This is a genomic window from Kribbella sp. NPDC104740 (genome assembly GCF_055583505.1).
This window is the reverse complement of record NZ_JBVJNV010000011.1, coordinates 147,090-164,682: the sequence shown is the minus strand read 5'-3', so window position 1 is coordinate 164,682 and position 17,593 is coordinate 147,090. Positions and strand designations below refer to the sequence as shown.

Genomic DNA, 17,593 nt, shown 5'->3' with positions numbered 1-17,593 from the left:
TTCGAGCTCCCTGATCTGGAAGGCTGGGCGGTCACGCAGACCGGCAACCTGTTCACTCTGGGTCCGGGCCTGGCAGATGTCAACGGTTTACCAAAACTCGCGGCACAAGGTTCGTTACTGACCGCGATCGAGTTCGGAGCCACTGTATGGAAGCGTTGCCGTTGGCCTTCACGTCGGGCTGGGCGAGCGGGATCAACGCCTACGCCTGCGTGCTCGTCCTCGGGCTGCTCGGCCGCTTCGCCGACGTCGACGACGTCCCCACGGCCCTGACCAGCAACGGCGTCCTGATCGCCGCCGGCGCGCTGTTCCTGGTCGAGTTCGTCACCGACAAGATCCCGTACGTCGACTCCGCCTGGGACACCGTCTCGACCGTCATCCGGCCCACGGTCGGCGCGATCATCGCCGCCCTGATGGCCGGGCAGGCGAGCAGTCTCGAGCAGGCCTTCGTCGCGACCACCGGCGGTGTCGTCGCCCTGGTCTCGCACCTGGTGAAGTCGAGCCTGCGGCTGGCGATCAACACCTCACCCGAGCCCGTCACCAACATCGCCGCCTCCTCCGGGGAGGACGTCGCCGTGCTCGGCGTCGTGTCGCTGGCCGCCTTCCACCCGACCGCCGCGCTGATCGTCGCCGCGGTGCTGCTGGTGATCGGCCTGATCGGTGTCTACCTCGCCCTGCGCGCGATCCGCCGCGGGCTGGCCAGGTTCCGGGCCTGGCGCGAACGCCGTACGAATCCAGCGACTGGGAGCAGCACCCTCTGATGTCCCGCGTGATCGTCATCGGGGCCGGCCTCGCCGGTCTCGCCACTGCCGTCCGTCTGGCCAAGCTCGGCCACCAGGTCACCGTCTGCGAGGCCGAGGACCGTCTCGGGGGTGCACTCGGCCGCGTCGAGGCCGACGGCTTCAGCTGGGACGCCGGAGCCGCCAGTACGACGCTGCCGGCCGCGCTGCGCGACCTGTTCCGCAAGTCCGGCCGCCCGATCGAGAGCCTGGTCCAGCTCGACCCGGTGACCACCCCGCGCCGGCACCTGTTCGGCGACGGCTCGGTGCTGGACCTGCCGGTCGGCGACCGCGCGGCTCAGCTGGAGACCTGGACCGACCTGGCCGGCGAGAAGACCGCCCAGGCCTGGACCGGTCTGGTCGACGGCTACGGGGAGACCTGGCAGATCCTCCGCAAGACCTCGCTGGAGCCGCCGCTGATGGACCGGCTGCCGCTGCCCGCGATCCGCGGGCTGAAGCCGTGGCAGTCGCTGGACCGCGTCGCCGAGCGGCACCTGGACGACGACCGAGCCCGCGCCGTCCTGCGGTACTACGCCACGCAGCAGGGGTCGGAGGCGCGCTTCACCCCCGGGTACGTCGGCGTCTGGTCGTACCTGGAGCGCACGTTCGGCCGCTGGACGGTAGCGGGCGGCTTCGCCGCTGTGGCCGACGCGCTGGCCCAGCGGGCGGTGGAGCGCAAGATCGACGTCCGCACCAACGCTGAGGTCGCAGCAGTGTCCAGCAACAACGGTGTGGTGACCGGTGTGCGCCTGGCCGACGGCACTGAGCTCCCGGCGGAGGTGGTGGTCAGCGACGTCGACCCGCGCGTCCTCTACACCCAGTTGGTCAGCGACCCGGCCGCCAAGAAGCTGCGCAAGCAGGTCGAGAAGACCCACCAGGCGCAGGCGGCGTACGTCGTACACCTCGGTCTGCGTGGACCTGTGCCGGAGCTGCCGTTCGAGACCGTCCTGCACGGTACGCCGACCGTCACGGTCCGCACCGGCGGTACAGCTCCCGCCGGGCACACCGCCTGGTCGGTGCTAGTCCACGGCTACCCCACCGACGACGTGGTGGACCTGCTGGTCGCCCGCGGGCTACACATCCGGGACAAGGTCGTCAGCCGCCAGACGTCGGCCTCCTGGTGGACCGGTGTCGCCTGGGAGGGCTACAAGACCGCCGCCCGGCGGGCCGGGAACGTCTCGCCGGTCAAGGGCCTGTACTGCGTCGGCGCGGGCGCCCACCCGGGCGGCGGCGTACCGGCGACGACGCTCGGCGCGGCCATCGTCGCGGACGCCGTCGGCAAGGCCTGATCCGGCAACCTGAGACCTCCCCTGGGGTCGTCCGGATCCGCGCACTAAGATTGATCGTTCATGTGTTCCGTGTCGGGGGTAGCTGCCCCGGCAGTAGAGAGGACCCCGGTGGACCAAACCCCCACGTCACCCGATCCCGAGTCGGTCGAGAGGGCTGAGCTGGAGGCCGAGCAACAGCACGTCGACCGGGTCTACGACCGGGTCGAGGCCGCCTCGGCGTCGGCGTCCCGGATCGCGGTCGAGGGTCACCAGCGGGCCCAGGCGCAGAACGTCGGCCGGGTCCGCGAGGAGGAGCAGACCGGGCTGTACGAGCGCGACGTCCTGGTCTTCGCGGCGGCCCGGCGGATCGCCGAGCTGGACGCCGAGCACGAGGGCCTGGTGTTCGGCCGGCTCGACTCCGACGGCGGCGACGACCAGCCGGCCGCCGAGCGCGCGGCCGACCTGGAGCACCTGTACGTCGGCCGGATCGGCGTCCGCGACGCCGAGTACGAACCGCTGGTGATCGACTGGCGCGCCCCGGCCGCCGAGCCGTTCTACCGCGCCACCTCGACCGATCGCCTGAAGGTGGTCCGGCGCCGCGTGCTGCGCAACAAGGGCGCCAAGATCATCGGCATCGAGGACGACCTGCTCGCCCCCGACCGCGCGCCGGAGGACCTGCCGGTGATGGGCGAGGGCGCGCTGATGGCGTCGCTGTCGCGCGCCCGCGGGCACACGATGCGCGACATCGTCGCGACCATCCAGGCCGAGCAGGACCAGGCGATCCGCGCTCCTGCCCGCGGCGTCACCGTGATCGGCGGCGGGCCGGGCACCGGCAAGACCGTCGTCGCGCTGCACCGGGCGGCGTACCTGCTGTACTCCGACCGGCGCCGCTTCGAGCGCGGCGGCGTGCTCGTGGTCGGGCCGTCGGCGGCGTTCATGGCCTACATCGAGCGGGTGCTGCCCAGCCTCGGCGAGAACACGGTCTCCCTGCGCGCGGTCGGCGAGCTCGTCGACGGCGTCCGGGCGACCGCGATCGACGAGGCCGACGTGGCCGCGATCAAGGGCTCGCTGCGGATGCAGGGGCTGCTCTCGCGGGCGGCCCGGGACCGGGTGCCGAACGCACCGACGACGCTGCGCGTGTTCGTCGGCGGCGGCACCGTCGAGCTGGACGCGAACCAGCTCGACAACGTCCGCCGCAACGCGCTCCGCCGGACGCCGCGCAACCGCGCCGCGCCCGAGGCCCGCAAGGGTCTCGTCGCCGCGCTGTGGAGCCGCTTCCCCGAGGACCTGCGCAGCGGCCTGTACGCCGACCGCGAGTCGTTCGGCGACCAGGTCACCGACCTCCCGGCGTACCGGACGTTCTTCGCGGCCTGGTGGCCGGTGCTGACGCCGCAGACCGTACTGCGCTGGCTCGGCGACGCGCGCCGGCTGACCCGCTGGGCGCGGCACGACCTGACCCCGGCCGAGATCGAGACGCTCGCGGCCGGGATCGCCGGCACCGACGAGGTCACCGTCGCCGACGTCGCGCTGCTCGACGAGCTCACCCACCTGCTCGGCCGCGCGCCGGTCGCCGAGGCGGGCAAGGACGAGGAGTTCGACTGGCTGGAAGGCCTGTCGGACGGCGTCAACGAGGTGCTCACCACGTCGGAGCGGCGCGCCCGCGCGATCGCGGCGGCCGAGGCCGACGAGCCCGAGGAGTACGCGCACGTGCTCGTCGACGAGGCCCAGGACCTGTCGCCGATGCAGTGGCGGATGGTCACCCGGCGCGGACCGCAGGCGAGCTGGACGATCGTCGGCGACCCGGCGCAGAGCTCCTGGCCGGACCCGGACGAGGCCCGGACCGCGATGGAGACGATGCTGTCGCACCTGCAGCGGCACACGTTCCGGCTCTCCACCAACTACCGGAACTCCGCCGAGATCTACGCGTTCGCCGGTGAGGTGATCCGGCAACAGATCCCGGACGCCGACCTGCCGGACGCCGTACGGCGTACCGGTGTGGAGCCCGAGCACCGGATCTTCGACGCCGGCAAGGTCGCCGAGGCCTCGGCCGACGCAGCCGCCGAGTTGCTCGACCTGGTCGAGGGAACCGTCGGCGTCATCGTGCCGCCGAAGCTCCGCCCGGCCGTCGACGCGGTACTTGCCGAGCTCAACGATCCCCGGATCGCGGCGCTCACCCCACTGGAGTCCAAGGGTCTCGAGTACGACGCGGTGGTGGTGGTCGAACCGGACCGGATCGTGAGCGATACCCTCGGGGGTGTCCGCGCGCTGTACGTCGTACTGACCCGTGCCACCCAGCGGATGATCACCGTCAACAGCACCACCCACTGGCTGCCCGCCCGCGCCTCCTGAACGGAAGGTAGTCGGGCGCTTGAAGAAGGCCGTGGCGATCGTCGTCACTGTTGCGTCTCTGACCGCACTGGTCGCCGGGCTGTCCGGCCCGGCGACCGCGACGACGCTGAAGTGGGGTGAGTGCCCCGAGGGCGTCCCGCGACAAGTTGCCTGTAGCAAGCTTCAGGTACCGCTGGACTACGCGAAGCCGACCGGGAAGCAGATCACGCTGACGCTGTCGGCGATCGGCAGCCTGAGCGCGAAGCACTTCATGCTGGTGAACCCGGGCGGCCCGGGAGCGTCGGGGCTCGGGACCGAGCAGATGGTCTCCGCGAATCTCCCGGAAGCGGTGGCCGAGCAGTACGCCGTGTTCAGCTTCGACCCGCGCGGCGTCGGGATGAGCAGTCCCGTCGACTGCGGCGACCTGTCGGACCTGACTCCGCACCCCGCACTCCCCTACCGGCCGGCGAACGCTGCGCAGGAGCAGACGCGGATCTCCCTGGCCCAGCAGGTCGCTTCCCGCTGTGGGGACAAGGCCAAGGACCTGCTCCCGTACATCACCACCGAGAACGCCGCCCGCGACATGGACCGGATCCGGATCGCCCTCGGCCGCGACAAGATCGACTACCTCGGCTACTCGTACGGCACCAAGCTCGGCGCGACGTACGCGACGCTGTTCCCGCAGCACACCGGGCGGATGATCCTGGACAGCATCGTCGACCCAATGGTCAGCACCTACCGTACGGCGTACGAGCAGAACCCGGCGCTGCAGAAGCGCGCGCAGGCGCTGTTTACGTGGACGGCGGCGCGGGACAGCAAGTACCACTTGGGTCGGACGCGGCTCGCGGTCGCCAAGGCCTTCGACGACGTCCACCGCAAGCTCACCAAGAAGCCCGCCGACGGCCGCGCAGGCGGCGCCGAACTGGACGACCTGCTCGCCTCCAGCATGTACATCGACGACTCCTGGGACGGCATCATGCAAGCCGTCGCCGACTACCGCTCCGGCAACCCAGAATCCTTGCTAGCAGCAACCGACCAGCTCGCGTCCCAATCAGTCGACGTAGGCCAACTCGCCTACAACTGCATGGACCGAGGCTGGCCCCGCAACTGGCGCCAGTGGCACAACGACACCACAGCCTCGAACGCCGCCGCTCCCCTGTTCGCCTGGCTCAACACCTGGTACGGCGCGCCCTGCGCGTTCTGGCCCGTCGCCCCCGCCCGCGAGATCCGCATCGGCTCGGTCGACGTCCCCCCGATCCTGCTCCTCCAGGGCAAAACCGACGCGGCCACCCCAGCCATCGGCGCGCTCCGCATGCGCCAGGCGCTGAAAGGCTCTCGCCTCCTGGTAGCCGGCGGCGGCAACCACGCGTCGTACTTGTTCGAGAAGAACCCGTGCATCGACAAGCGAGCCGAGCAGTACCTGCTGACCGGCGAGCTCCCACCGGACGGGATGTGCCCGGCACCTGCCCCGGCGGAATGACGGGGTTGTACGGTCTGCTGATCCGTGGCATTCAGGGAGGCAGGCAACGTGAAGCCGACGCTCGACGACATCGCGCGGGCAGCAGGAGTTTCGCGGGCGACCGTCTCCCGGGTGGTGAACGACGTGCCGGGCGTGACCGGCGCGGTGCGGCAGCGCGTCCGTGACGTCATCGCCGAACTGGGCTACGTACCGGACGAGACTGCCCGCGCGCTGGCTCGGGGCCGGCAGTCCGCCGTCGACGTCGTCGCGGCGACCCCGGACCCGGCCGGCGTCGGCCAGCTCGGCACGCATCCGTACTACAGCCGCGTGCTGGCCGGCGTCATGGGCGCGCTCACCGGCCGGGACGTGCAACTGCGTGTGCACGCGGTGACTCCGGACGCTCCGGAGGAGACGGTCGACCGGATCGCGCGGCGTGCGTCGGTCGGCATCGTCCTCGCCGACGGCTCGCCGGCCCTCGCCGTACGGTTGCAGCAGCAGTGCCGCCGGGTCGTGTCGCTGGTCGCGACCGCGAGATCCGTGGCGGCGATCGAGGCCGAGAACCTGGACGGCGCGTACGCCGCAGTGAAGTACCTGCACCGGCTCGGCCGCCGGCGGATCGCCGAGATCCCTGGTCCGGACGGCGTCTCCTGCGGTGTCGACCGCCGCGCGGGATACCTGAGGGCCGTCGCGGAGCTCGGGCTCGACGACCTCAGCGTCGCCGGTGGCTTCACTCGCGAGGCCGGCCACCGCGCCGCGCACGAACTGCTCGAGCGGTACCCCGACCTCGACGCCCTGTTCGTGGCCTGCGACCTGACAGCCGCAGGAGCCGTCCAGGCGATCACCGAGACCGGCCGCAGCGTCCCGTACGACGTGAGCGTGATCGGGTTCGACGACAGCATCGCCGCGGTCTGCTCGAACCCGCCGCTCAGCACCGTGCGGATGCCGGTCGAGGAGATGGCCGCGGCAGCGACCCGGTTGCTGCTGAGCGACTCGATCCGCGCCGGTCATCGCGAGCGATTCCCGGTCGAGCTGGTCCTGCGCGGCAGTACGACGGAACGCTGCTGACCTCTTCCCGCGTTGCTGGTGCTGAAAGCGCTCTCACCCCTACGGTTCGAGCCGCCCGAATCCGTCACCACGCCCTCGCGGAGGCTCCACCATGACGCTGCCCGAACCGGCCCCGGCCACCGAGGCACCGGCAGCCGACGTACCAGGTGCTGCCGAGCCGCAGGTCTCCGCGCTCCGGTTGACCGCGCGTACCCCGCTCTACCGCGGCGCCACCCTCGCGATGTTCCTCTCCGGGCTCGGCTTCTCCGCCGCCGCACCGCAGATCGCCTCGTTCCTGGTCAAGGACCTCGGCGCCTCCCTGACGGTCGCCGGCCTGTTCTACCTGACGAACCTCACCGCGCCGATCGCCGGCTACCTCGTCGGCGCCCGTTCCGACCGCACCGGCAGCCGCCTCGGGCTGTTCCGGATCTGCGCCGTCGTCGGCTTCCTCAGCTGGACCGCCGTCGCGTTCTCCACCCAGCTCTGGATGCCGTTCGCGATCAGCGCCGTGGTCGGCGCGTTCGGCGGCGCCGCGATCTCGCAGCTGTTCGCCGCTATCCACGACGAGACCCGGGCGCACCCGACGCCGTACGACGACAGCGTCGTCTCGATCATCCGGATGGCGCTCACCGCGGGCTGGGTCGTCGGCCCGGTCGCGGGCGCCTTCCTGGCCGCACACACCTCTCTCCGCGTGATGCTGTTCGCAACCGCTGTCGCCACGCTCGCGCAGATCGTCCCGCTCGGCTTCCTCCGAACCCCGGCCGCCGCCCCAGCGGACCGCACGACCGAACCGCACCGACGTCCGAGTCTCCCGACGATGCTCCCCCTGCTCGCGTTCACCGGCCTCTACGTCCTCGTGTACGCCGGTGAGTCGATCAAGTACGCCTACCTGCCGATCTACATGACCGACAAACTGCACTTCCCCGCCGGGCTCAGCGGCGCCGTGATCGGCATCCAGCCCTTGGTCGAACTGGCCCTGATGCCCTTGGCGGTCCTCGCCGCCCGCCGGATCGGAATGCTGCCGCTGATGGTCCTCGGCGCCGCTTTCGGTGTCGCCGCCAACCTCTGCTTCGCCCTGACCGGCACCGCCGCCGGCCTCTTCGCCGGCCAGACCCTGATGGGCGGCGTCTGGGGCATCTTCGCGGCCCTCGGCATCATCGTCGCCCAGAACCTGCTCCCCGGCGCCGTGGCGACCGCCTCGGCGATCTTCCTCAGCTCCACCGCCGTCAGCTCAGCCCTCGGCGGAGCCACCGGCGGCCTCGGCGCCGCAGCAGTCGGCCTCCCCCACGTCTTCCTCTTCCCCGCAGCCTTCGCCCTCCTGGCCACCCTCGGCCTGGCCCTGATAAGCCGATCCGCTGCTGATCGACTCCGTGATCGGTGAAAGCGACCGGCGTGCCGGCGGTGCAGGCGCACGCAACCCGGTCTCATGAGACTCGAGTCGAGGATCTGCCGACCTCCTACAGGACGCCTTCCACCTACTCGTTTGCTCGAAGCTTGGCGTCTTTGCTCGAAGCTTGGCGTCGAGTCCTGTATCTCTCAACTCCCGGAACCCAGGATGAGGATCGGCATCAGGACTCTTGATCGGATGCGGTGTAGCGCTTGAGCAGTCCTGCCGTCGCGAGAAGCGCAGCCTCCGCGTCGTGGCGCGTCCACACCAGTCCGGCGGTGTTCGGGTCGTCGTGATGGGAGGCATTTGCCAAGCTCAACAGGTCCCAGTAGATGGCGGCCCAGCGCTGCTCAGGAGATCGACTGCTGGCAGGAACAGCCGCAACAGACTTCGCGCTTGGCATGTTTGCCAGCCGTTGGATCTGCTCAAGCACCCGACGACAGGTGACCACGCACTGCTCCCACTGATGATCGCGTAGCTGCGTTCTCGCCTCGGCGACTCGTTGGGTAGCGCGGGCCAAGGAGCTGGACTCATCGTTGCTTCCACGGAACTGTGTGGACACGTGAAGCGGCATCGTCAATCGGACGACAACACCAACCTCTGCGCCGGTGCTGTCGAGAAGGTCGGTCCATCGAGTTCGATGAATGCGAACGGGCAACTCCTCCTCGGTGACCGGATGAACGCTGTCCGACGGGCTCAGGAGAACAGCTTTCAGCTTGACCCGAAGCGCTACGTCATCCTCGCCCCTCGCCCGCTCAATGGCCACGAGTTGGTCGTCGGACAGATCGACCGAAAGGTTGTCCGAAGTCATGAACCCTCGGAGATCCAGTACCACCGGTTGCAGCGCGGCAATGAACCTGTACCCCGGTTGCTCCATCCACACATCGCCGGTCAGCAATGTCTGCGCACTATCACGTGGAGCATCTGGATCGAGCCACGTGGACGTCGCCTTCAAGTCGAAGCTCAGGCGATGGCAACCCACCCCTTGATGTAGATGTGGATCGCCGATTGTCAGGTGGATCTGACCGAGAGGGGTGTAACGCAACGAAACCTGATCACTCACAGGGAAGGTCTACCACCCGCGGCCGACAGTTGCCGCACCAACCCGATCACCAAACCGGAGGATGAGCGCAACCGAGAGAGCGCAGCTCCAGCGGCGAAGCGCAGGGCATCGACGCCCGCGAGATAGAGGTCACACGAACCTCAGCTAAACAAGCAGCAGAAGCCATGTGTCAAAATATATAATTCTTCTGTTCTTCTGTTCTTCTGTTCTTCTGTTCTTCTGTTCTTCTGTTCTTCTGTTCTTCTGTTCTTCTGTTCTTCTGTTCTTCTGTTCTTCTGTTCTATCCCCGTGGGATGACGTAGGAGACCAGGTCGCAGTCGTCCGGGGCCAGGTCGGACCACGCGGTGGTGTGGTGCAGGATCGTGAGGCCGCTGGTGGGGTATTTCTTGGTGAGCTCGACGCGTTCGGGGCTGGTGCCGGCGAGGGCCAGTTCGTCGGCGAGCCAGGGGATGCCGGGAGCATGGCCGATGAGGATGACCGTGCGGGCTTCCGGGAGGGCTTCCTGGACGACGTCGAGGAGGCCGTCGGTGTCGGCGTTGTAGATGCGGCGGTCGAACCAGAGGTCGGTGGTGGTGGCGCCGGCCTGGGCGGCGTACTCCCAGGTTTCCTTGGTGCGGATCGACGGGGAGCACAGGACCAGGTCGGCTTCGATGCCTTGGGCAACCAAATACCGGCCGGCCGCGGCGGCGTCGGCGCGGCCTCGGGGGGCCAGGGGGCGGTCGATGTCGGACACGGTCTCCGGTGGCACGGCTTTTGCGTGCCGTAGGAGTACCAGCGTGCGGTCGATCACCAGGTCACTCGGGTCAGCCATCTGCAAACCCTAGCCCGGCGGAGCGGGCGCGGTCAGCCAACCGGAGTGCCCGGGTCAGCTGACCGTCGTGCCCTGGAGGTTGAGGAAGACCTGGCGGGTCGCGGTCGAGCGGTTCAGGGTGATGAAGTGGATGCCCGGCGCACCACCCTCGAGGAGCTTCTCGCACAGTTCGCTGGCGATCTCGATGCCGACCGCGCGGACATCCGCAGGCTCGTCCTCGACGGCGTGCAGGCGGTCAGTGACCGACGAAGGCAGCGCCATGCCGGTCAGCTCCGCCATGCGGTGGATCTGCTTGATGTTGGTGACCGGCATGATGCCGGGCAGGATCGGGATGTCGCAGCCCAGCGCCGAAGCGCGCTCGACCAGCTGGAAGTAGTCGTCGGCGCCGAAGAACATCTGGGTGATCGCGTAGTCGGCGCCGGCCTTCGCCTTCTCGGCCAGAACCCGCGCGTCGAAGTCGAGGTCGGCGGCCTCGGGGTGCTTGTCCGGGAACGCCGCGACGCCGACGCAGAAGTCGCCCAGTGAACGGACCAGCTCGACCAGCTCGATCGCGTGGTTCAGGCCCTCGGGGTGCGCGACCCACGGCTGCCGCGGGCCGCCCTGGGGGTCGCCGCGCAGGGCCAGCACGTTCCGGATCCCGGCGCCGGCGTACGCGCCGATCACCGAGCGGAGCTCGTCGCGCGAGTGCGCGACGGCGGTCAGGTGCCCGAGCGGAGTCAGCGAGGTGTCCTGCGCGACCCGCTCGGTGACGCGGATCGTGCCGTCGCGGGTCGTGCCGCCGGCGCCGTACGTGATCGAGACGAACGACGGCCGCAGCTTCTCGATCTCGCGGATCGAGTGCCACAGCACCTCCTCCGCCTCCGGAGTCTTCGGTGGGAAGAACTCGAACGAGAAGGAACGGGCGCCCGTCGCGAGCAGTTCGCGGATCGTCGGCGTGCTGCCGGGAAGCGTCGAGGGGTAACCGTTGGCCATCCTCCAAGCCTACCGGGGCGTGGCGTCACGCAGGCGCTGGACTACCCTCCGAGACGTGCATGCCGACGCAGACATCCCGACCGAGATCCAGCGCACGCTGACCGCGTTCCTCGACATCCAGGAGCAGCGGCTGGCCGAGCTCGGCCCCGAGCTGGCCGAGCAGGTCCAGGCCGCGCGGGACGCGACCAGTGGCGGCAAGCGGCTGCGGCCGTCGTTCTGCTACTGGGGGTTCCGGGCCGCCGGCGGCGACCCGGAGCGGCCGATCCTCTCCGCCGCCGCCAGCCTGGAGATGCTGCACGTCAGCGCCCTGGTGCACGACGACGTGATGGACTCGTCCGACACCCGCCGCGGCGCACCGGCCGCGCACAAGCGGTTCGAGGCGCTGCAGCGGGCCCGGGCCGAGGCCAGCGGCGTCGGCGGCGACCCGGTCACCTTCGGGATCGGCGCGGCGATCCTGCTCGGCGACCTGTGCCTGATCTGGGCCGACGAGATGCTGCACACCTCCGGTTTCGACGCGTCCGCGCTGGCCCGGGCGTCGAAGTTCTTCGACGCGGTCCGGGTCGAGGTGACCGCCGGTCAGTACCTCGACCTGGTCGCGCAAGCCAGTGGCGCGTCGGACCTCGATCTCGCCCTGCGCGTACTGCGGTACAAGGCGGCGACGTACACGGTCGAGCGGCCGCTGCACGTGGGCGCCGCGCTCGGTGGCGCGGACCAGCACCTGATCGACTCGCTGTCGGCGTACGGGCTGCCGCTGGGTGAGGCGTTCCAGCTGCGCGACGACCTGCTCGGGGTGTTCGGCGACCCGACCGTCACCGGCAAGCCGGCCGGGGACGATCTGCGCGAGGGCAAGCGGACCGTGCTGGTCGCGCACGCGGTCGACCACGCGTCGCCGGTGCAGCTGGCCGAGTTCGAGCGGCTGTTCGGGCGGCCGGACCTGGACGACGACGAGATCCAGCTGCTCCGCGAGATCCTCCAGGACAGCCGGTCGGTGCAGGCCTGCGAGGACCTGATCAGCGAGCGCACCGCCGAGGCGATGGAAGCCCTCGACCGCTCCCCCATCCAGGACGAGACCTCCCGCAAGGCCCTCGCCGACCTCGCGATCGCAGCGACGTCCCGGCATCTCTGAGCATTCCTAGGACGTCGTGACGATCATGTCGATCAGCCGCAGCAGGTCGGCGGTCACGTCGAGGTCGCCGAGCACGATCACCTTCAGTACGCCGCGACTCTCGTCGTAGGCGACCTCGACCCGGAGCCGGCCGATGCCGCCCTGGTTGATCGACGCGGTCACGTACGTCGAGATCCGGTCGGCCGCGGGCCGGTCGACGCCCTCGATCTGGACGATGCTCGACACCTCGGCGTGCCGCGACGCGATCTGCCCGGACGCTGCGGCGACCGGCGTCCCGGTGAACTCCTCGAGGTCCTCGCGGGTGATCCGGTACTGCTTGCCGATCCGGGTCGCCTTCAGCTTGCCGTCGCGCACGTAGTTGCGGATCGTCCGCACGTGCAGCCCCAACTGCTCGGCGACCTGCTCGACCGAGTACAACTCCTGGCGCATCTCGATTCCTTAGAATTCCCTATAAAGTCCGCAATAGGTACTCATAGGGTAGTTTAGGTACATGACCTACCGATCCTCCGTCGGCCAGTCCATCGTGCACGAGCGCTACCGCGCCGAGCTGGCGGACTGGCCGGTTCCCAGCGACCAACGCTTCGTCGACACCCGCCAGGGCCCGACCTTCGTCGTCTCCAGCGGGCCGGCCGACGCGCCCCCGCTGGTCCTCCTGCACGGCTCCGCCGGTACGACGCTCGACTGGGCGTACGACGTACCGGCCTGGGCCGAGCGCTTCCGCGTCCACGCGATCGACGGCATCAGCGAGCCCGGCCTGAGTGCGTCGCCGCGGCCGGCGATCGGCTCCCCGGCGTACGCCGAATGGCTGGACGATGTCCTCGACGCGCTCGACATCGACGACTTCTCGATCGTCGCGCTGTCGCTCGGCGCCTGGTTCGCGCTCGACTACGCGACGCGTCGGCCGGGGCGAGTCCTCAAGATGGCGCTGCTCGCGCCCGCCGGGTTCAGCCGCCAGAAGATCCTGCCGCTGCTGCCCGCGCTCGCGGTGCGGCCGTTCGGGACCTGGGGAGTGCGGAAGGCGGTCTCGATGGTGATCGGGCCGCTGCCGGCCGGGTTCGACTGGGACAAGGCCGCGTTCCAGCTGCTCGTGCAGACGCACTTCGAGCCGCGGCGGGTGAAGCTGCCGGTCTTCACCGACGAGCAGCTGGAGAAGCTCGACCTGCTGGCGATCGTCGGGAGCAAGGACCACATGCTCGACTCGGCCGGTACGGCGCGACGGCTGCCCGGGCGGTCGGTGGTCGTCGAGGGCGCCGGGCACCTGCTGCCGTCGCAGGCCGAGCGGGTCCTGGAGTTCCTGCGATGAGCGTGTTCGTAAACCAGCAGCCGTTGGGCACGCTGCAGGACGCGATCGACCTGATCGGCGACGCGTCGTACCACCATCACGCGTCGTGGGTCGCGATCCGGGTCGAGGACCTGCCGGACGGGTTCTTCGTGCTGAGCAGCGGGGTGGCCGGCGAGATCGTGCAGAAGTTCGCGCAGTACGGGATGGGGCTGGCGGTGGTCGGCGACGTCTCGGCGTACGAGGGAAGCAGTACGCCGTTCCGCGACTGGGTGCGGGAGAGCAACCGCGGGTGGCAGCTGTGGTTCGTCGCCGACGTCGAGGCGCTGGAGACCAAGCGGGCGGCGACCGGGCGCTAGATTGCGGGCATGATCTCCGCTGACGCGCCGCCGCTGCCCCGGCCGCGGATCCTGCGGCAGTCGTGGCTGGACCTGACCTTCGTGCACTGGGCGGTCGAGCCGGAGTCGATCGCCCGCTTCTACCCGACCGGCACGCGGCCGGACACCTTCGAAGGCCGCGCGTACGTCGGCCTGGTGCCGTTCCGGATGGCCCGCACCGGGTTCGCGCGCGGTCCGGCGCTGGTCGGCGACTTCCTGGAAACCAACATCCGGCTCTACTCGATCGACCCGACCGGCCGCCGCGGCGTCGTCTTCCTGTCGCTGGACGCGAACCGCCTCGACGTCGTGGCGATCGCCCGCACGGTCTTCGCCCTCCCCTACCGCTTCGCGAGGATGCAGTACGCCGTACGCGATCAAACCCACACCTACACGACCCAAGCCGCCGGCTTCTCCAGCCGCGTGACCGCCCGCGCCGGCGCCCCAATGGAGCTCGGCGACCTCGAGCATTTCCTCACCGCACGCTGGGGGCTCCACACCCAGCGGGCCGGCCGGACCTGGTACCTGCCGAACGAGCACCCCGCGTGGGAGCTCCGGTCGGCCGAGCTACTCGACCTGGAAGTCGGCAGCCTGCTCACGTCGGTCGGTCTGCGCGACCTGAGCACGCGCCCACCGGACCACGTCGCACACAGCGCCGGCGTCCGCTCGTACTTCGGTCTGCCCCGGCGGACGGCCTAGCCGGACCGGCCAGACGGACTGACTGGACGGACGCCCTAGACGATCGGCAGGTCGCTGACCAGGTCCGGCACGTCCTCCGCCTCGCGCAGGAACACCCGCAGCTGGCCCGACTCGGTGGCGTCCTCGGCGAAGATCTGCAGCGCGACGTCCACCGTGTCGTGGTCGTGGTCGAGCAGTTGGCGCCAGCCGTCCCACAGGACGATCTCCGGCTCGCCGGTCGAGCGGTCGCTCAGCGAGTCGGCCAGGGCGTCCCAGTTGCGCCCGAACCAGCGCGGCAGGTCGAACGCCGTCGCGCAGACGTCGAGGAACCCGGCCTTGTCGAGCACCCGCGTGGTGTCGAGCGCGACGAAACCCCAGCCCGCCGCCCGGACCCCGCGCCCGATCTGCTCGGCGTCGAGCGCGGAGCGCCAGCGGTACACCCCCGGCCGCAGTCCGGCGTCCAGCACAGCGCGCAGGTCAGTCATCCGTCGGTCCCCCCGTCCGCCGCGACCCGGCGGAACGACTCGTAGTGATCGTCGGTGTAATAACGCTCGCCGGCCTTCCCGGTCACGATCCGGCGCGCGCCGCGGTCCTTCTCACCGGGCGTCTTCACCGTGTACTCGCGGTAGTACCCACGATCCTGCTTGGGCAGGATCTTCTCGAAGTTCCCGAAGGTGACGCCGTCGCGGCTGTACGGGAAGGGCCCGCCCTTGTCGATCAGCGCGAGCGTGTCCCGGGCCTCCTTCGGCAGGTCGGCGGCGGCGACGAAGGTGAGCCCGCTCTCCGGATCTTTCGAACCGGACGCCGAGGAGCCGGACGCGCCGCACCCGAACAGCGACGCGGCCAGCGTGATCACCAGCATCGCGACCACCACGGCGGCGACGATCCGCGCGACCTTCGGGTTGTTCATCAGCGCGCGCTCCGGGTCATCCCGCGCTCCGCAGCCGCCGGACGAACTCGCCGGCCGCGGCGGCCGGGTCGTCGGCCTGCGTGATCGCCCGCACGACGACCACCCGCCGCGCGCCCGCCTCGATCACCTCGTCGAGCCGCTCGAGGTCGATGCCGCCGATCGCGAACCACGGCTTGGTCTGCTGACGGCTGGCGGCGTACGAGACCAGCTCGAGGCCGGCCGCGGTCCGGCCGGGCTTGGTCGGGGTCTCCCAGGTCGGGCCGACGCAGAAGTAGTCCGAGCCGGTCTCGGTGACGGCGGCGTTGACCTGGCTGAAGGTGTGCGTGGAGCGGCCGACGATCACCTCCGGGCCGGTGATCGCGCGGGCGTGCGGCACCGGCAGGTCGCGCTGGCCCAGATGCAGGACGTCGGCGCCGGCGGCGTACGCGATGTCAGCGCGGTCGTTGACGGCGAGCAGCTTGCCGTGCCGCTTGCAGGCGTCGGCGAAGACCTCCAGCGCGGCCAGCTCGTCGGCCGCTTCCAGGTCCTTCTGGCGGAGCTGGACGATGTCGACACCGCCGCTCAGCGCGGCGTCGAGGAACTGTTCGAGGTCGCCCTGCTTCCCTCTGGCGTCGGTGCACAGGTAGAGCAGGGCGGCGTCGAGTCGGTCGCGAAGTGGCGCGGTGTGCTCAGTCACAAGGCTAAGCGTGCCATGTGTATACCGTCGTACTGTTAGCTCCATGACAGATTCAGGGTCCGGGGTCGTGCTGATCGGCGGCGGACTGATCGGTCTGTCCACCGCCTGGCGGTTGGCTGCAGACGGTATCCAGGTGACGGTATGTGATCCGACACCCGGCATTCGGACATCTTCGGTCGCGGCCGGGATGCTGGCCCCGGTCACCGAGGTCGAGTACGGCGAGGACGCGCTGCTCGCGCTCAACCTGGCCAGCAACGCCGCCTGGCCCGCGTTCGCGGAGGAGCTGGAGGCTGCGACCGGCCTCCCGGCCGGGCTGCACAAGACCGGCACGCTCTCGGTCGCGTACGACGCCGACGACGCGGCCGCGATCCGCCGCCTCGCCGAGTACCAGCGCCGGCTGGGCCTGGACGTCGAGGAGCTGACCGGCCGCGAGACCCGCAAACGCGAACCCCTGCTGGCCGCGGGCGTCACCGCGGGGGTCTGGGTGCCCAACGACCACTCGGTCAACAACCGCCAGACCGTCGCCGCCTTGCTGCGTGCGGTCGAGCTGTCCGGTGTGCGGTTGATCAAGCAGTCTGTAAGCCGGATTCTGTGCGAGAAGTCGAAGGCGGTTGGCGTCGAGCTCGACAACGGCGACACCCTCCGCGCCGACCAGATCATCGCCGCCGCCGGTCCCTGGACCGCGCAGCTGAACGGCATCCCCGACGAGCTCCGCCCGCCGGTCCGGCCGCTGAAGGGCGAGATCCTCCGCCTCCGCGTCCCCGAGGCGTACCGTCCCGCCCTCCAGCACACCGTACGAGCGACCGCCCGCGGCTTCTCCGTCTACCTGGTCCCCCGCCCCGACGGCGAGCTGGTCGTCGGCGCGACGACGTCCGAGCTGGGCTACGACACCAGGGTCCTGGCCGGTGGCGTGTTCGCGCTGCTGCGGGACGCGCGAATGGTGCTGCCGATCACCGACGAGCTGGAGCTGGTCGAGTCCGTCGCCGGGCTGCGGCCCGCGACGCCCGACAATGCCCCCGTCCTGGGCGCATCGGGGCTCGACGGGCTGCTCTGGGCGACCGGCCACTACCGCAACGGCGTACTGCTGACGCCGATCACCGCGCAGGTGATCGCGGAGACCGTTCGGACCGGCGTACTGCCGGAGCTGGCCGAGCCCTTCCTGGCCAGCCGGTTCTCACGGGGCGACCAGGCGCACGGCGCCGCCGCTGCAGTGCCTAAGGTGATGGGGTGAGTGAGGTCATGAACGTGCTGGTGAACGGCTCCGCCGAGCAGATCGACGCCGGGACGACCGTCGCCGACGTGGTGGACCGCTGGGCCCGCAGCCCGATCGGGGTCGCGGTGGCCGTCAACGAAGCGGTGGTCACCAAGACCGAGTGGTCCGGAACGACGCTGACCGAGGGCGACCGGGTGGAGATCGTCACCGCGGTCCAGGGCGGTTGAGG

At 70.2% G+C, this 17,593-nt stretch carries 19 protein-coding genes; 12 read left to right on the top strand and 7 right to left on the bottom strand.

All coding sequences use genetic code 11. The features are described from left to right. Positions 1–146: 146 nt before the first annotated feature. The 6 genes from ACZ6Z4_RS37540 (at position 147) to ACZ6Z4_RS37515 (ending at position 8,256) form a co-directional block, all read left to right on the top strand. Positions 147–758, top strand: coding sequence for a DUF4126 domain-containing protein (locus ACZ6Z4_RS37540; RefSeq protein ID WP_465576783.1), 612 nt, complete (start codon positions 147–149; stop codon positions 756–758). After that, positions 758–2,065 carry a phytoene desaturase family protein gene (locus tag ACZ6Z4_RS37535; RefSeq protein WP_465576780.1) on the top strand — a complete coding sequence of 436 codons (1,308 nt, stop codon included), beginning with the start codon at positions 758–760 and terminating at the stop codon, positions 2,063–2,065. The genes ACZ6Z4_RS37540 and ACZ6Z4_RS37535 overlap by 1 nt, the downstream gene beginning before the upstream one ends. A 108-nt stretch (positions 2,066–2,173) precedes the next feature. After that, positions 2,174–4,393, top strand: coding sequence for a HelD family protein (locus ACZ6Z4_RS37530; protein ID WP_465576776.1), 2,220 nt, complete (start codon positions 2,174–2,176; stop codon positions 4,391–4,393). Between the two features lie 19 nt (positions 4,394–4,412). Continuing rightward, complete coding sequence (locus ACZ6Z4_RS37525) at positions 4,413–5,852, top strand: alpha/beta hydrolase (RefSeq protein ID WP_465576773.1); 1,440 nt, start codon at positions 4,413–4,415, stop codon at positions 5,850–5,852. 24 nt (positions 5,853–5,876) lie between these two features. Continuing rightward, entirely contained in the window at positions 5,877–6,896 is a 1,020-nt protein-coding gene (locus ACZ6Z4_RS37520; protein WP_465576771.1) for a LacI family DNA-binding transcriptional regulator, read from the top strand. A 91-nt stretch (positions 6,897–6,987) separates the two neighbouring features. Continuing rightward, positions 6,988–8,256: an MFS transporter gene (locus ACZ6Z4_RS37515; RefSeq protein WP_465576766.1), complete on the top strand. Its 1,269-nt coding sequence runs from the start codon at positions 6,988–6,990 to the stop codon at positions 8,254–8,256. Between the two features lie 187 nt (positions 8,257–8,443). On the opposite strand, the gene ACZ6Z4_RS37510 is transcribed toward ACZ6Z4_RS37515, so the two are convergent. From ACZ6Z4_RS37510 to metF, 3 genes are all read right to left on the bottom strand, one after another. Next, entirely contained in the window at positions 8,444–9,325 is an 882-nt protein-coding gene (locus ACZ6Z4_RS37510; protein ID WP_465576759.1) for a hypothetical protein, read from the bottom strand. 280 nt (positions 9,326–9,605) lie between these two features. Then, complete coding sequence (locus ACZ6Z4_RS37505; RefSeq protein WP_465576754.1) at positions 9,606–10,136, bottom strand: SixA phosphatase family protein; 531 nt, start codon at positions 10,134–10,136, stop codon at positions 9,606–9,608. A gap of 54 nt (positions 10,137–10,190) precedes the next feature. Then, entirely contained in the window at positions 10,191–11,108 is a 918-nt protein-coding gene (gene metF, locus ACZ6Z4_RS37500) for a methylenetetrahydrofolate reductase [NAD(P)H] (protein ID WP_465576751.1), read from the bottom strand. Positions 11,109–11,163: 55 nt separating this feature from the next. Here metF and ACZ6Z4_RS37495 point away from each other — a divergent pair, with 55 nt between their 5' ends. Next, a complete protein-coding gene (locus ACZ6Z4_RS37495; RefSeq protein WP_465576748.1) occupies positions 11,164–12,234 on the top strand; it encodes a polyprenyl synthetase family protein in 1,071 nt (356 codons plus the stop codon). A gap of 6 nt (positions 12,235–12,240) precedes the next feature. Here ACZ6Z4_RS37495 and ACZ6Z4_RS37490 read toward each other — a convergent pair whose 3' ends face one another. Beyond that, entirely contained in the window at positions 12,241–12,663 is a 423-nt protein-coding gene (locus ACZ6Z4_RS37490) for a helix-turn-helix domain-containing protein (RefSeq protein WP_465576745.1), read from the bottom strand. Positions 12,664–12,724: 61 nt separating this feature from the next. Here ACZ6Z4_RS37490 and ACZ6Z4_RS37485 point away from each other — a divergent pair, with 61 nt between their 5' ends. Genes ACZ6Z4_RS37485 through ACZ6Z4_RS37475 form a run of 3 tightly spaced genes read left to right on the top strand, consistent with a single transcriptional unit; the run spans position 12,725 to position 14,586 of the window. After that, positions 12,725–13,537 carry an alpha/beta fold hydrolase gene (locus ACZ6Z4_RS37485; protein ID WP_465576741.1) on the top strand — a complete coding sequence of 271 codons (813 nt, stop codon included), beginning with the start codon at positions 12,725–12,727 and terminating at the stop codon, positions 13,535–13,537. Continuing rightward, the gene (locus tag ACZ6Z4_RS37480) at positions 13,534–13,872 is read left to right on the top strand and encodes a DUF4180 domain-containing protein (protein ID WP_465576738.1); all 339 of its coding nucleotides are present in this window, start codon (positions 13,534–13,536) and stop codon (positions 13,870–13,872) included. Before ACZ6Z4_RS37485 ends, ACZ6Z4_RS37480 begins: the two co-directional genes overlap by 4 nt. Positions 13,873–13,881: 9 nt before the next feature. Next, positions 13,882–14,586, top strand: a complete 705-nt coding sequence (locus ACZ6Z4_RS37475; RefSeq protein ID WP_465576735.1) for a YqjF family protein — start codon at positions 13,882–13,884, stop codon at positions 14,584–14,586. A gap of 35 nt (positions 14,587–14,621) precedes the next feature. Here ACZ6Z4_RS37475 and ACZ6Z4_RS37470 read toward each other — a convergent pair whose 3' ends face one another. The 3 genes from ACZ6Z4_RS37470 to thiE are packed head-to-tail and all read right to left on the bottom strand — an operon-like array spanning position 14,622 to position 16,151. Next, complete coding sequence (locus ACZ6Z4_RS37470) at positions 14,622–15,050, bottom strand: barstar family protein (RefSeq protein ID WP_465576732.1); 429 nt, start codon at positions 15,048–15,050, stop codon at positions 14,622–14,624. After that, entirely contained in the window at positions 15,047–15,475 is a 429-nt protein-coding gene (locus tag ACZ6Z4_RS37465; RefSeq protein WP_465576729.1) for a guanyl-specific ribonuclease, read from the bottom strand. The genes ACZ6Z4_RS37470 and ACZ6Z4_RS37465 overlap by 4 nt, the downstream gene beginning before the upstream one ends. A gap of 16 nt (positions 15,476–15,491) precedes the next feature. Further along, positions 15,492–16,151, bottom strand: a complete 660-nt coding sequence (thiE, locus tag ACZ6Z4_RS37460; protein WP_465576726.1) for a thiamine phosphate synthase — start codon at positions 16,149–16,151, stop codon at positions 15,492–15,494. A 43-nt stretch (positions 16,152–16,194) separates the two neighbouring features. Here thiE and thiO point away from each other — a divergent pair, with 43 nt between their 5' ends. Continuing rightward, a complete protein-coding gene (gene thiO / locus ACZ6Z4_RS37455) occupies positions 16,195–17,382 on the top strand; it encodes a glycine oxidase ThiO (protein ID WP_465576723.1) in 1,188 nt (395 codons plus the stop codon). Next, positions 17,379–17,591, top strand: a complete 213-nt coding sequence (thiS, locus tag ACZ6Z4_RS37450; protein WP_363670995.1) for a sulfur carrier protein ThiS — start codon at positions 17,379–17,381, stop codon at positions 17,589–17,591. Before thiO ends, thiS begins: the two co-directional genes overlap by 4 nt. Positions 17,592–17,593 lie beyond the last annotated feature (2 nt).